The organism is Xanthomonas sp. DAR 34887 (genome assembly GCF_041245805.1).
Taxonomy (GTDB): Bacteria; Pseudomonadota; Gammaproteobacteria; order Xanthomonadales; family Xanthomonadaceae; genus Xanthomonas_A; species Xanthomonas_A tesorieronis.
This window is the reverse complement of the sequence record NZ_CP162490.1, coordinates 3,670,582-3,685,024: the sequence shown is the minus strand read 5'-3', so window position 1 is coordinate 3,685,024 and position 14,443 is coordinate 3,670,582. Positions and strand designations below refer to the sequence as shown.

10 protein-coding genes are annotated in these 14,443 nt (G+C 70.0%); 1 reads left to right on the top strand and 9 read right to left on the bottom strand.

Annotated features, from left to right (window positions below; translation table 11 throughout):
* Positions 1–6: 6 nt before the first annotated feature.
* The 9 genes from AB3X08_RS15440 to AB3X08_RS15400 form a co-directional block, all read right to left on the bottom strand.
* Positions 7–1,710: a hypothetical protein gene (locus AB3X08_RS15440; protein WP_369933670.1), complete on the bottom strand. Its 1,704-nt coding sequence runs from the start codon at positions 1,708–1,710 to the stop codon at positions 7–9.
* Entirely contained in the window at positions 1,707–2,147 is a 441-nt protein-coding gene (locus AB3X08_RS15435) for a RidA family protein (RefSeq protein WP_369933668.1), read from the bottom strand. Before AB3X08_RS15435 ends, AB3X08_RS15440 begins: the two co-directional genes overlap by 4 nt.
* Complete coding sequence (locus tag AB3X08_RS15430; protein WP_369933666.1) at positions 2,144–3,421, bottom strand: aminotransferase class V-fold PLP-dependent enzyme; 1,278 nt, start codon at positions 3,419–3,421, stop codon at positions 2,144–2,146. The genes AB3X08_RS15435 and AB3X08_RS15430 overlap by 4 nt, the downstream gene beginning before the upstream one ends.
* A 23-nt stretch (positions 3,422–3,444) precedes the next feature.
* Positions 3,445–3,972 (bottom strand): RidA family protein, encoded by a 528-nt coding sequence (locus tag AB3X08_RS15425; protein ID WP_369933664.1) that lies wholly within the window; start codon positions 3,970–3,972, stop codon positions 3,445–3,447.
* Positions 3,969–5,999 (bottom strand): amidohydrolase family protein, encoded by a 2,031-nt coding sequence (locus tag AB3X08_RS15420; RefSeq protein ID WP_369933663.1) that lies wholly within the window; start codon positions 5,997–5,999, stop codon positions 3,969–3,971. The genes AB3X08_RS15425 and AB3X08_RS15420 overlap by 4 nt, the downstream gene beginning before the upstream one ends.
* Complete coding sequence (locus AB3X08_RS15415) at positions 5,996–7,480, bottom strand: S10 family serine carboxypeptidase-like protein (RefSeq protein ID WP_369933662.1); 1,485 nt, start codon at positions 7,478–7,480, stop codon at positions 5,996–5,998. The genes AB3X08_RS15420 and AB3X08_RS15415 overlap by 4 nt, the downstream gene beginning before the upstream one ends.
* 64 nt (positions 7,481–7,544) lie before the next feature.
* Positions 7,545–9,791 (bottom strand): TonB-dependent receptor, encoded by a 2,247-nt coding sequence (locus AB3X08_RS15410; protein ID WP_369933661.1) that lies wholly within the window; start codon positions 9,789–9,791, stop codon positions 7,545–7,547.
* 81 nt (positions 9,792–9,872) lie between these two features.
* Positions 9,873–11,393, bottom strand: a complete 1,521-nt coding sequence (locus AB3X08_RS15405; RefSeq protein ID WP_369933659.1) for a S10 family peptidase — start codon at positions 11,391–11,393, stop codon at positions 9,873–9,875.
* 4 nt (positions 11,394–11,397) lie between these two features.
* Positions 11,398–12,987 carry a S10 family serine carboxypeptidase-like protein gene (locus AB3X08_RS15400; RefSeq protein WP_369933658.1) on the bottom strand — a complete coding sequence of 530 codons (1,590 nt, stop codon included), beginning with the start codon at positions 12,985–12,987 and terminating at the stop codon, positions 11,398–11,400.
* A gap of 283 nt (positions 12,988–13,270) precedes the next feature.
* Here AB3X08_RS15400 and AB3X08_RS15395 point away from each other — a divergent pair, with 283 nt between their 5' ends.
* Positions 13,271–14,077: a helix-turn-helix transcriptional regulator gene (locus AB3X08_RS15395; RefSeq protein WP_369933656.1), complete on the top strand. Its 807-nt coding sequence runs from the start codon at positions 13,271–13,273 to the stop codon at positions 14,075–14,077.
* Positions 14,078–14,443 lie beyond the last annotated feature (366 nt).

Here is a 14,443-nt window from a genome sequence, read left to right as displayed (position 1 = left end):
TGGGAATCAGGGCGAACAGCGGGCGGCCAGCGCCGGATCGACGGCGAAGCGCCAGGCGTCCACGCGCGCGCTGCGCGGCAGGTAGTCCACCTGCAGCGGTTTGCCGTCGCGCTCCAGTTTCAGTTGCATGCGCGTGTGTTCGTCGGCCATCGCCCGTTCCAGCGGGGTGTAGTCAACGATGCGGTCGTTTTCCTGCACGCCGGCACGGGCGGCGGCAGAGTCGGGCAGCAGGTTCTTGACCACGCCCATGCGCATGCGATCGAAGCCGAGTTCGAACGGCTGGTGCGGCGCCGATACGACGCGGTAGCAGCCGAACGCCGGCGCGGCCGGCACGATCAGTTTGCCGGCGACCATCGCGTCGAAGTCGCTGCCGGCACCGGCGCCGAGTTCGCGCACCACCATCGCGCGCCATTCGGGCACGCCGACGGTTTCGCCGGCGCGTTGGCGCTTCAGCACTTCCAGCACAAGGTCGTCCACCGAATGCGCTTGCTTGCCATGCTGGCGCAGCTGCGCATCGACGCTCACCAGGTACATGAAGCCGCGGCCGTACGGCACGCGCTGGGCGCGCGCGTCCTTCCAGAAGCGTTCGCCGGCGGCGCGGTTGTCCAGGGCGCGGAACGGGTTGTCGTAGTAGCCGTCGGCGCGGTGGTTGATCGCTTGCAGGAAGGCGTCCTGGCCGAACACGCCGGCGCGCAGCGACAGCAGCAGCGAGTAGAACTCGGCGGTGCCTTCGGTGTACCAGGCGGTGAGCGCGTGTTCTTCGCCGTCGAGCTTGGGCCAGGTGTGCGCCATCTCGTGCGCCAGCAGTGCTTGCGGGCCTTCGGCGATGGTCTGGCCCTGCGGCCCGTAGCCGAACATGAAGGAGTGCGCCAGGCCGGTGCCGCCGCCGGCCGGGTATGGATTGCGGCGGGCGAAGGCGCGATAGGCCGAGCCGTCGTCGCCGAAGAAGCGCGCCATGTAGCGGTACAGCTGGCCGGTCTGTTGGGCCAGTAGCGGCGCGTCGAACGGCGGGGTGTCCATCCAGTAGAAGTGGAAGACGTCGTCGTCGTTTGCCGGCAGCCGCTGCATCTTGCCGACGGCGTAGTAGGAGAAGCGCAGCAGGTCGGTCGGCGCGGTGGTGCGCTGCTCGCCTTCGCCGACGCTCCACACGCCGCGCGCGCCGGCCGGCAGCGCGCTCAGGTCCCAGCGCAGGTGGATCTGGCGCGGGGCTTCGCCCGGTGGCAAGGCCATGAAGTAGACGCCGGCGCCCATCAGGCCGCCGTCCTGCGCGCGCAGGTCGAACAGCGGGCCGTTGCGGGTGTCGGCATCGACCGCGCGCGGCGGCGTGGCGTAGTCGACATCGACATCGCCGACGCTGGCGCGGGTGGCCAGGTAGTTGCGGTACTTGCCGGACGGGTCCGGCGCTTCGTCGCTGGCGCGCAGCGGCAGGGCGCCGCGCGCGTCGCGCACCTGGATCTGCTCGGCGCTGTAGGCAGCCGTGGGCGTGGACACCAGTTCCACCGGCATGCGCAGCAGCGGCGCGCCGGCGGCGACCTTGGGCGCCGGCAGGTGCAGGTGCACCTGCAGCGCGCCGATCTGGCCGGCGTTGGCCTTGGGCGTCAGCACCACATCCAGCGGTACGGGAGCGTTGGGCGGCTCGGCGGCGAGCGCGGCGCAGGCCGGCAGCAGCAACAGGGCGAGAGGGAGCCAGCGGGAGATGCATGCGGTCATGGTGTGGCCTGGGGCAGGTAGGCGATGCATTCGATTTCCACCTTGGCGCCCAGCGCCAGCGCCTTGGCGCCGATGGCGCTGCGTGCGGGTAGGTGGCCGGGTTTGAAACGGCGTACGTACAGGGCGTTGAACGCGGGCCATTGGCTCATGTCGGTCAACATCACCGTGCACTTGGCGATGTCGTCCATGCCGGCGCCGGCCAGGGTCAGGGCGCTGGCGACGTTGTCCAGCGCGTAGTTGGCCTGGGCCGCGAAATCCTCGGGCAAGCCGCCCTGCGCGGCGCTGCCGATCTGGCCGGACACGTAGAGCGTGTCGCCGGCACGCACCGCGGCCGAGAACGGCGCGCCGGGCGCGGCGCCATAGTGCTGCAGCGATGCCGGCGCGGCCTGGGCGGTCCACGGCAGCAGCGCGCACAGCAGCAACGGGAGTCGCGTCATGACAGGGCCTCGATCAGGCGCTCGACATCGTCGCTGCCGTTGTAGAACGACGGCGAGACGCGGAAATAGTTGCGGTACAGGGTGACGTCGACGCCGGCGGCCTTCAGCTTCGGTGCGAGCCGCTTGCCCACGTCGCGCTGGGCGAAGGACACCAGCGCGGAGCTGGAATCCGGCGGCGTCATCGCGTCGAAGCCCAGCCGCGGGATCGCCTCGTGTAGGCGCGCCAGCAGCGGTTGCCGCCATTGGCGAATGGTTTCCACGCCGATGCGCTCGATCAGTTCCAGCGAGGTCGCCAGCGCGGCCGCAGCGGAGTTGTTGAGCGTGCCGACCTCGATTTTGCCGGCCAGGCCGCCGATCGCCTGCGTCTGCAGCGGCGGCTCGCCGGGCGGGTCGAACGGCAGGATGTGCGAGACGGTATCGCCTTCCTGGCGGTAGCCCCAGACGATCTGCCGCAAGGCGTCCTGGCTGGCGCGACGCGCGTACATCACGCCCAGGCCGAAGTCGCCCATCAGCCACTTGTAGGTGGAGCTGGCGGCGAAATCCACGCCGCTGCCGTGCAGGTCGATCGAGGTGTTGCCGGCGGCCTGGATCAGGTCGGCGTAGACCAGCGCGCCGCGGCTGTGGGCGAGGTCGCAGACCGCCTTGAGGTCGTGCTGGAAGCCGTTGACGCTGGACACCAGGGTCAGCGCGACCAGGCGCGTGCCCGGGGTGATCGCCTTGTCCAGATCCTCCAGGCGGATGCGGTTGTCGTGCGGGCGCACCACCTGCACGTCGAGGCCGCGCTTGGCCAGTTCCATGTACATGAACAGCGAGCCGTTGAAGTGGTAGGCGTCGGTGACCACGCGCTGGCGGCTGTGCGGGATGCCGAGGCCGTTCAACACCAGGTTCTCGCCGAACATGGTGCTGGGAATCCACGCCAGTTCGTCGCGGTCGGCGTGCAGCAGCCGGCCCAGCGCGGCCATCGCGCGCTCGCGGTCGCCGCCCATGTCGACCTTGTCGGCGCCGGCGTTCATCAGCCGCGCATCGAGGAAGCCGCGTTGCGCCTGCGCCGCCGCGCGGCTGACCGGATGCATGTAGGCGCCGTTGAGATAGCAGCCAGCGATCTCGAAGGCCTGGTCGAGTCCTTGCAGGCCGCGTGCGGGCGTGGATGCGGCGGCGGTGGTGGCATTGGTGGCGGCGGCGAGGCAGGACAGCGCGGCGGACAGCGGCAGCGCGCCTGCGGCCGCCAGCAAGTGCCTGCGGGTGGGATCGAATCGGGGCGAGCGCGTGTCCATGGTGGCGTTCCGGCGGGCGAGGGTCAGTGCAGTTCGGCTTCGGCTTCGATCTCGACCGGGATGCCGAACGGAAGCTCGGCCATGCCGACCGCGCTGCGTGCATGTTGGCCCAGTTCCGGCCCCCATAGCGCCAGCAGCAGGTCCGAGCAGCCGTTGATCACGTTCGGCAGGCGCTGGAAGCCGGGCGCGCAGCGGACCATGCCGAACACGCGCACCCAGCGCTTGATCCGCTCCAGGCTGCCCAGGCTGCGTTCCAGGCTGGCCAGCATCGACAGGGCGGTGGCGCGTGCGGCGGCGTAACCCTGGGCTTCGTCCAGTTCGTCGCCGACGCGGCCGACGCCGCCGGCCATGCTGCCGTCGGCGTGTTGCGGGCCGTGGCCGGAGATCAACACGCGGGTGCCGATCACGTGCACCGGCGCGAACGGCAGGACCACCCCGTCTGGCACGCGCAGCGGTGGCGGCAAGGTCATGCCGAGCGCACGCAGGCGCGCGCTCACGGTATCGGTTGGTTGGGCGTGCGGGGTCTGCATGGGATGGGGGATCGGGGTCATTGAAGTTTCTTTGGGGCCGGCGCGAACGGCTCCACGCCCAGGGCGCGGTAGATGTCGGCGGGCAGGTACAGGGTCTGGTCCTTCACCACCAGCGAGGGCCGGCGGATCGCGGCGATGTCGGTGGTCGGATCGCCGGGCAGCAGCACGAAATCGGCCTGCTTGCCCGGGTGCACGCTGCCGAGTCGGTCGGTGCGCCCGAAATGCAGCTCGCTCTGCCAGGTGGCGGCGCGCAGCGCCTGCTGCGGGGTCAGCCCGGCGGCGACGTACAGTTCCAGTTCGCGGTGCACGGTGAAGCCGGTGGTGTCGTCGGTGCCGGGCAGCAGCACGGTGCCCTGGCGGTGCAGGCGGCCGATCAGCTGCAGGGTCTTGTCCAGTGCGCGGCGGTACTGCGCGTCGGCCTGCGCGTCGAGATCGGGAACGAAGGTGCGCTGGCGGTAGCGCTGGTAGGCGATCGGCATGTGCGACAGGTACGGCGCATCGGCGGGCAGCACGCTGCCGGCGCGGCTCAGCATCAGCCGTTCCACGATCACCTCGGTGGTGTCCAGGGCGATGTCGCGCTGGCGCATCAGCTCCAGCGTGTGCCGCACCTGCGGCGCGTCGAGATCCAGGTCGGCGACGCGCCGCATCGCGGTCAGCCGCAACGGCGTGCGCGTGTCTTCTACGGGGGACAGCACCCAGCCGAGCATCAGCTGGTTGATATGGGTGACCTCGTCGTAGCCGGCGGCGATCATCGCGTCGGCGTTGGTGAAGGCCGGGATGTGGCCGGTGACGCCCATGCCCAGCGCATGCGCGCGTTCGGCGATCGGCGCCACCCAGGCCGGGTTCATCGAATTGTAGATCTTGATCTGCCAGTAGCCGTGGGCCTTGTACCAGGCGACGTCCTTCAGCGCGTCGTCCAGCGTGTCGACGACGAAGCCGTTGCGCGCCGAATACGGGCTGCGGCCTTCCAGGAAGCCGTTGCGCACGATGCGCGGGCCGGCGATCTCGCCGCGTTCGATGCGCGCGTTGAGATCGAGCAGGAAGGCGTTGTCGTTGCCCATGTCGCGGGTGTTGGTGACGCCCGCAGCGAGGTACCACAGCCCGGAGGACAGGGTGCTGTGCGAATGCATGTCGTGCAGGCCGGGAATCACGGTGCCGCCGTTGCCGTCGTAGACGCTGTCGCCGGGCGCCGGCTGCCAGCGCGCGTCCATCGAGACGATGTGGCCGTCGGCGACATGCAGGTTCACCGCGTCGCTGCGCAGTCCGTTGACCGGATCGAACACATGCACATTGCGCAGCCACAGGCCATGGGTCAGCGGATGCGCGAGATGGCGCTGAAATGCCTGCGCGTGCGCGAATTGTTGCGCCTTCACCGCATCGGCGATGGTCGCCACCTGCGCCTGGTAGCCGTCGCGGATCGCCACGGCGTCGTCGTCGATGTCGGCCAGCAGGGCGTCGTCGGCATCGACGGCCAGGTAGTGCGGTTCCAGATCCAGGCCGGACAGCCGCAGCAGCCGCGCCTGCAGCGGCGGCGCGCCGGCCTGGCCTTGCAGCGCCAGGGTGCCGACCAGCTCCAGCCGCATGCGGCCGCGGGGCAGCACGTTCAGGGCGTGATCGGGCGCGGCCAGCAATGCCTTGGCGTAGGTCCACATCGCCCAGGGGCTGCTGTCGTTGGCGATGTACAGCGCCGGGCGCGGCTGCGGGGTGCGGCCGCTGTCGGCCTGGCTGCTCCATTCGGCGATGCCGTCGCGCCATTGATAACGCTCGGCGACCTTGCCGCCCATCAGCGAGGTGCCGGCGATCGACCACGCCAGCGGCAACGCATCCTCGCCGAGCACGATCGTCTCGTGGTGTTTGGGACCGCGGCCGTTGTTGTCGACGTGGTAATCGACCTCGTAGGTGTCGCCGTCGGCGGTGGCCTTCAGGTAGCCGACGTTCTCGCCGTTGGCGATCAGCACCAGCGATTGCGGCGCGGTGGCGGCGCGCGCGGCGTGGCCGGCGAACGTGCAGGCGAGGCCGAGCGCGGTGAGCAGCAGCGTGCGGGTCATTGCAGGAAGTCCTTCAGCAGGCTGTGCAGCTGCGGGCGCAATGCGTCTTCCGCGAACACGGCGTGGCCGCCGGGCAGCAGACGGAAATCGATGCGCGCCGGATCCAGCGCGCTGTGGTGCAGCGCGTACCACGGGCCGAGCGCGGGCACGGCCAGGTCGTAATAGCCGTTGAGCGCAAGCACATGGAAGCCGGGATTGGCCTGCGCCAGCCGCGCCAGGTTCGGCGTGGGATTGAAGCGCATGGCGCTGCCGAACGGGCGCGGGCCGGCGCCATCGTCGGCGGCGAAGCGCCAGGCCATGGCGATGTCGATGTCCAGGCTGACGTAGTCGCGCGGCAACGCGGCGCCGAACAGGCCGTGCAGGTAGTCGGCCATGACCGCGGAGTTGATCCGGTTGCTGCGGCCCAGGCCCAGCGCCGGATCGTTGGCGGCGGAGGGCCGGCCGTTGTCCGCTGCGTGCGGCGCCGGCAGCGGCGCGGCGACGCGGCTGTCGAGCCGGCCGATCTGCTGGCCGTCGGCGGCGAGCACGCCGAGCCGGAAGCTTTCCACGTCCGGCCGCAGGTCGGCCGCCAGCAACGTTTGCGCCGGCAGGCCCAGCAGCGCGGCCAGGCGCGTCGCGATGCGGCTGCGTGCGTCGGCCGGCAAGGCGCTGCCCTGCAGCAGGGCCTGTGCGTAGTCGCCGAGCGCGAACGCACGCGCCTGCGCATAGACGTCTGCGACCGCTCGCCCGGCCAGTTCGCCCTTGCCGTGGGCGGCGGCGGCGACGATCAGCGAGGGCAGGTCGAACACTGCGCGCAGGTCGTTGCCGGCGCTGTCGTCGGTGCTTGTGGCATCGAGCAGCGGCGAGATCAGCAGCACCCCGGCCGGACGCAGGTCGGCGATGTCCGCGGCGAGCAGGGCGAGCCGGTAGCCGCCGTAGCTTTCGCCGGCGAGATACAGCGGTGCGTGTTCGCGGCCGTGCGTCTTGAGCCAGTGCCGGATCATCGCTTCCACGGCCTTGGCGTCGCCGTGATCGGACCAGTAGCGTGCGCGTGCGGCGGCATCGGCCGGGGCCTGGCTGAAGCCGGTGCCGGGCGGATCGATGAACACCAGGTCGGCGGCATCGAGGATGCCGTGCGGATTGGCGATCAGTTTCTGTCGCTTTCCGTCGCGCACGCGCAGCCGCGGGCCGAGACCTTCGACCTGCAGCACCGACGATGCGCCAGGGCCGCCGTTGAAGGCGAACAGCACCGGCCGCGTGTCGGCGTCCGCGCGCTCGGCCAGATAGCCGATGGCGCTGATCGAGGCGACACGGTCGCGGCTCTCGCCAGCGAAATCGAGTTGGTCGAAGCTGACCCGATAGCGCAGCCGCTGTTCGCCGATGCGGGCCTGCTGTGGGCTGGACAACAGGGTCGGTCTTGGCAGCGGCGCCGCGTCGTCGGCGGCAGCGGCGAACGGTAGCGCCGCGCACAGCAGCAGCGCCAGGCCGTGGATCCAGTTCATCGGGGAATTCCGCAACAGGGACAGGGAGAAGGGCCGGCCGCCACGCGGCGGCCGGCGATGCGCATCAGTAGTCCCAGGCCAGGGTCAGCCCGACCGTGCGCGGCTGGATCAGCGTGGCGCCGAGCGTGGAGCTGGCCAGCGAACCGCGGCGGTTGGCGTTGATGTAGCCGACCTCGTCGGTGAGGTTGCGCACGTACAGCGTGGCGCTCCAGGCCTGGCCCTGCACGCCGGCGTTGAGGCCCACGGTGGTGTAGCTGGGCAGGTGGATGCGCGGGATGTTGGCCGAGGTGGTGAACTCCATGTCGCGATCACCCATGTAGGCCGCATCGGCGCCGACGAAGCCCTCCAGGTTGTCGCCCAGCGCGAAGTAGCGCTTGAGCGAGGCCGAGGCGCTGTTGCGCGCCGAGTAGGGCAGGCGATCGCCGTCCTTGCCGTAGGCGGAGGATCCCTCGATGTAGCCGGGGATGTCCTGGGCCAGCGTGGCGTCGGTGTAGGCATAGCTGGCGCTGAGTTTCCAGTCGGCCGACGGTACCCAGTTGACCGACAGCTCCAGGCCCTGGCTGGTGGCCTTGCCGGCGTTGGTGGTGTAGCTGCTGCCCAGGGTCGGCTCGACCTGCGAGATCTGCAGATCGCTCCAGTTGATGCGGAACAGCGCCGCATCCAGGCTCAGCGAATGGTCCAGCAACTGGGTCTTCAGTCCCAGCTCGTAACTCCACAGGCTGTCGGAGTCGTAGGAGAACGGCACGCTGGCCACCAGCGTGCCGTTGCTGCCGCCGGCGCGGTAGCCGGAGGCCACGCGCAGGTAGGTCATCAACTGATCGTTGAAGCGGTAGCGCGGCGAGAACAGGTAGGTGGTGGCGCTGTCCTTGTTGCTGTCGAAGCTCTGCTCCGGATCCTGCAGCAGGCCGCCGGTGTCGCTGTTCTCGCGCAGGCTGTTGCGCGCGTAGCGGGCGCCGACCTGGATGTCGAACTGCGGGGTGAAGTGGTAGGTGCCGTCGGCGTACACCGCTTTCTCGCGGTAGGTGTTGTCGCCGAGCGAGACCAGCAGCGGAAAATCGCGGTAGATGGTGGCGCTGGTCTTGTCGGCGATGTAGAAGTTCTGCGTGCTCTTGGCTTCCTCGTCGCTGTAGAACGCGCCGACCTGCCAGTCCAGCGCGCGCTGGCCCTGCGAGACCAGCCGCACTTCCTGGGTGGTGCGGTCGATGTTGTAGCGGTTGTCGATCAGCGAGCTGGGGTTGTCGCTGTCCAGCCCGAAGATGCCGGCGAACACCGGCGCGAGCCGGCCGATGGTGGTGTAGCCCACGTCCTGGTAGGCGCGGCTGCGGTGCTGCGCATAGCCGCTGATGCTGTCCAGCATGGCCCAGCCCAGGTCCCAGCTGACCTTGGTGGTGTAGAAGCGCACCTGGCCCTTGAAGGTGTCGCCGCCGCGGATGCGGTCGCGGCTGTACTGACCGTACAGCGGATGCAGCTCGGGGTCGGTATCGATCACCGAACTGGCGCCGGTCTCGGTGTCCTGGAACAGCGCCGAAGAACGCACGGTCACGGTGTCGGTGACGTTCCACAGCGCCGAGACGCGGCCGCCGCGCACCTGGCTGTCGTTCTTGTCGTCGCTGTTGGTGTTGTGGACGAAATCCGGATCCTGGCGCTGGAACAGGCTGACCCGCAGCGCGAAGCGGTCGGAGAACGGCAGGTTCACCGCGGTGCGCGCGTTGTAGCCGGAGCCGCCGTGCGCGGCGGTGGAGCCGCCGGCCTCGACGCGGCCGAAGGTCGCGCTGGTGTCCGGATCGGTCATCACGTACTTGATCAGACCGCCCATGCTGCTTGCGCCGTACAGCGTGCCCTGCGGGCCGCGCAGCACTTCGATCTGCTGCAGGTCGGATGGATCCAGGTCGGGGATCGCGCCGGTGTTCAGCGCCGAGCCGTACGGCACGTCGTCGATGACGATGCCCGAGGTGGGGCGGCTGCCGATGCCCGAGTCGGTGGCGATGCCGCGCAGCACGATGTTGCTGCTCATCGGCGACTGGATGTAGGACAGGCCGGGCAGCTGCGCGAAGTAGTCGGCCAGCTTGTAGCTGCCTTCGCTGCTCATCTTCTCGGTGTTGAGCACCTGCACCGACATCGGCACGTCCTGCAGCCGCTCGCTGCGCTTCTGCGCGGTCACGGTGATGGTGTCCAGCTGCTTGGCCGCGGTGGCGCCGTCGTCCTGCTGGGCGAGCGCGACGGACGGCAGCAGCAGGAGCGCGCTGGCCGGGCAGCACAGTGCGCGCGAAATGAACTGGGAGAGGCGGTTGCGGCGGGCGGCGGATGACATGGGCGGGACTCGTCTGGCGGGCGGTGGGCGGGAGGGGTGGAGCGCGAACCACGGGTGCTGCGGGAACTGCGGAATGTCATGTCACCAGGTGCGGCGGACCATCTGGCGGATGTCCTCGGCGAGGTCGGCGGCGCTGCGCTCGACCGTGTACATCATGTGTCCGCCCTCGTAGTAGCGAGTGCGCACCTGCTGCATCGGCAAGCCCGACTGCGCGGCGAGATAGTCCATGGCGCCGAGCGTGGTCTGGCTGTCGTAGTAGCCGTTGCCGACCAGCAGCCGGCAGCGCGGGTTGGACGCCAGCAGGTCGCGCAGCTGCCCGACCCACGGGTAGTCGCCGAACGGCGACTTGTTGCTGTCCCAGTCCCAGGCGTTGAAGTCGCTGGAGGTCGGCATCGCGGTGGAGTAGTGGCCCGCCTGCGCGGGGACTTTCAGAATCTGCCGGTAGTAGCGCTCGGCAACGGTGTTGTAGTCGGGAATGCTGCTCGAATTGCCCTGCGCATCGAGCAGGTAGCGGCCGTCGCTGGCCGACAGGATCTGCCCCGGGAACAGCTGTCGCGCGTAGGCGACCTTGGAGACCTTCAGGTCGGCCTGCAGCCACGCCTGCGCCGGCAGGCCGGTGAAGCCCTGCAGCGCCTGCGCCACCTCCTCGCGTTGCTGCGCGCTGGCGCGGTTGCCGAGGAACAGCGTGGTCAGGTAGCGATCGCGGCCATAGGCGGCTGCCTCATCCACGAACTGCGCCAGGTTGCGGCCCTTGCGCTCGACCTTGCCGTGGTACCAGCCGAGCGCGGCCAGGGTCGGCAGCGACACCGCGTAGCTGACGATGTTGTCGCGGCGCTGCGCGTATTCGAGGATGTTGGCGGCCTGGCCGAGCAGGACGATGCCGTCCACCGCGATGCCGGAGGCCTTCAATTGCGTGGCCGCTTCCGGCGCGCGCAAAGTGCCGTAGCTTTCGCCCAGCAGATAAACGGGCGAACCGCGGCGGCCGTGCCGGTCCAGCCATGCCGCCACCAGTTGCGCGAGCTGGCGCGCGTCGGCGCGGGTGGAGAACTGGCTGGCCGGCGCCACACCGTCGGCGACGCGGCTGTAGCCGGTGCTGGCCGGGTCGAAGATGACGATGTCGGTCGCATCCAGCGGCGAATGGCGGTTGTCCACCAGCTTGAAGCCGGTCGCCTGTGCGTGCAGGTCGTCAGGCACGGCCAGCCGCCGCGGGCCGAGCAGGCCGAAATGCAGCGGCGTGCTAGCCGCGATCGGGCCGCCGTTGAAGGCGAACAGCACCGGCCGCGATCGCTCGGCGGACGCCGCCACGTAGGCGGTGGACACCAGGCGCGCGAGCGGTCGCCCGTCGGCGCCGGCGATGGCGTAACTTTCCACCGTCGCGGCGTAGTCGATGCGCTGGCCGTTGAACGTGCCGTGGTGCCGCGTGGTCACCGGCGTCGGCAGCGACACCGGGCCCAGCGTGGTCGGATCGACGAACCCGGGCTCGGCGGCATGCGCGCGGCCGGCGGGCTGCGCCAGCAGCATGGCCAGGGCAAGCGCCAGCATCGGCAACGACGCGAGGGTCTTCGGCGGCACAGGGCCGGGGCGTGCGGTCGCGGAGCGCATGGGGCTAGTCGGTGCTGGGAAGAGAGGGGGAGGCGGCGAGGAAGGCCTCGAACGCGCGGCGGCCCTGGGCGCGGCTGGCGCGTTCGGAGTACCACATGTGCCCGCCTTGCAGGCACAGGTTGCTCACCCGCGCCGCAAAGCGCGGGCCGGCGGCGCGGGTGGTTTCCACCGAGCTTTCGCACGGCCAGCCGTCGTAGCGGCCGCGCAGGCTCAGCACGCGCAACTGCGGGTTCTGGTCCATCGCCTTGCGCAGCGGCGCATCGGCGCCGTCGGGAACCTTCTGCGTGAAATCCCACTGCTGCGCCATCCAGTCGTCCGGCAGGCCGGATGTCGGATCGGTGCGGCGCGGCAGCGGATGGAACGCGTTGCCGAACGGTCCCCGATACTGCAGGTCACTTTCGAAGCCGAGCTGCTGGCGCAGATAGCGGTTGAACACGCGCGAGGTGCCGTTCATCAGGCCGGCCATCGGCCGCAGGCTCGGGTCGATGCCCGGCATCCACGGCGCATCCTTGGCGCGACGCGGCGCGGTCATGCGCAGGTCGTAGCGGCCCAGTTCGAGGCCTTGCGTGGCGAGCAGGCGGTCGGCGAAATCGGCGGTGGAGACGGTCAGATGCTCGGTGTCGATGTCCTGTGCGCGCAGGCCGGTGAAGCGCACCAGCGCCTCCAGGATCCGGCGCCGCGCCTGCGGCGTCTGTGCCGCCGCGGCGGACAGGAACGGCAGGTATTCGTGCTGCGTCCACGCCTGCGCCTGGGCGACCGCGGCCGCTTCGTCCAGCGCCTGCAGCGCGGCATCGAGGCGGTGGTGGTAGTGCGCCGCCGCAGTGAATTGCGGCACGTTCAACGCGTCTTCCGGATACGCCGGTGGCGGCGTGCCCAGGTCGAAGTTGTTGGACACCAGCACCACGCCGCGCACCGGCATGCCGCGCCGCTGCAGCGCTTCGGCGACCAATGTCGCGCGGGTCACGCCATAGCTTTCGCCGGCCAGGTACAGCGGGCGGTCCCAGGCGTCGTGGCGCGTGAGGTAGACCCGGATCGCTTCGGCCACGACTTCCGCATCGCCGTGCGCGGTGTACAGCGTGGGCAGGTCCTTGCTGTCGACCGCGCGGCTGTAGCCGGTGCCCAGCGGATCGACGAACACCAGATCGCTCGCGCCCAGCCAGCTGTCGGTGTTGTCGACCAGCGGCCGCTCGCTCTGCGCCGGCGTCCAGTCCGGCAGGCGGTCGGCGGTATCCAGGCGTCGCGGACCCACGCCCAGGTGCAGTTGCGCGGCATTGGAGCCGGGGCCGCCGTTCCACAGGAAGGTGAGCGGCCGCGCTGCGCCGGCACCGGCCGGTACGCTGTAGCCGACGAAGAACACCGACGCCATCCGCCGCCCGCTCTCATCCTCGTAAATCGGCAGCAGGCCGGCCTCGGCCGCGTAGCGCAGCGTGCCGTGGCCCTCGACGGCCACGCTGCCGGCTGAGCGCACCTGCACGTCCGCATGCGCCGGCACCGCCGCCGACACGCTGGCGACAGCGGCCAGCCACAGCGCCGCGGCAACGGCGAGCGGAAGCAGCCAGGCACTGGCGCGACAGCACGATCTGACGGACGGCATGGACGTCGACATGGTCTGCTTGCTTGTCCCCTGGTGAAGCGTGGCGCGACGCCCGGTGCGAGGGCGCGACTGTGGTTGGCTGGCCCGCGCCACCCCCTGGCGCCGCGGGCCTGGTGTTGCTTCAACAGTTTGTTGATATACAAAAATAATTTGTATGTCAAGACCGCGTCACAATCTTTCCTGTGCGGACTGTGCCGTTGCGCCGCCGCCTCGACGCCCGCCGGCGCAGCCGGCAAGATGGCCGCTGCGCATGCGCCGGCACTTCTCAGGACGGAACGATTCGATGGCAACAGCGAAAAAGCGCGCAGCGCCGCACAAGGCCGAGGCGGCGCCCGCCGCCAAGCGCATCCGTGGCAAGGCGGCGCCTGCTCCCACCGCTACGCAGGGCCTGGGCGCAGGTGTGCAGGTGCGTGACCTGTTCGAGTTGCTCAAGCCGGTGGTGGCCCTGCTCGGCGGAGTGATCGGCGAGAACATCGAAGTGGTGCTGCACGACCTGTCCGCGCCCGACGCCTCGGTGCTGGCGATCGCCAACGGCCATGTGTCCGGGCGCAACCTCGGCGACCCGATCCTCAGCGGCCCGCGCGAGGACGCCGGTTTCAGCGAGCTCTACCGCGACGTGGCGGGTACCGGCAGCATCAGTTGGTCGATCGTCGACGAGTACCAGACCACCAATGCCGCCGGCCGCCACCTGCGTTCGGCCACGCTGCTGTTCCGCGACGGCGCCGGCCAGCCGGTGGCCGCGCTGTGCCTCAACGCCGACATGACCGTGTTCGAGATGGCGCATGGCTGGCTGGAGCAGATGCTGCACCGGAAGGCCAAGCCGTCGCGCAGCGAGGCCCCTGCCGGCGAGGTCGGGCTGGAGGCGATGATGCAGGAGATCATCGACGACGCGGTCAAGCGCTTCATGAAGCCGCCGGCGCTGATGAACAAGGAAGAGAAGATGTACGCGGTGGAGGCGATGATGCATCGCGGCCTGTTCCTGATCCGCAACAGCGTGGAGCAGGTGGCGGCGGCGCTGGGGGTCAGCCGCTTCACCATCTACAACTACATCGAGCAGATCAAGCAGAAGAAGGCGGTGGCGCGGCCGTAGCGCCGGAGCGGGGCCGGCCGGGCCGCTGAAGCGGTCACGCAACGGCTGGTCGCCACGCGCGGTTCGCGTAGAACGGGGAAAAGCCGTGCCGAAGCGGCGCCCCCCGCGCCCGATTTCATCTCAGATTGTGACGAGATGGACGGCGGCCGCCGCGCGTCTCGGGCCGCCTGCGGCGATCCGTCGCACGCAGGTGCGGCAATGTGTCGCACGCAAAAACGCGCCTGTGCGCACGCTCGGCCTTGTCAATGGCTTTCGGAGATGCCGCACGGCAGCATAAAATGCGTGGTCGATCGCGCATGCCGGCCAGGATGCCGCAGGAAACGCGGAAACGCCCGTCACGGGCCGCTCCCGTTCGCCGTTGTGCGG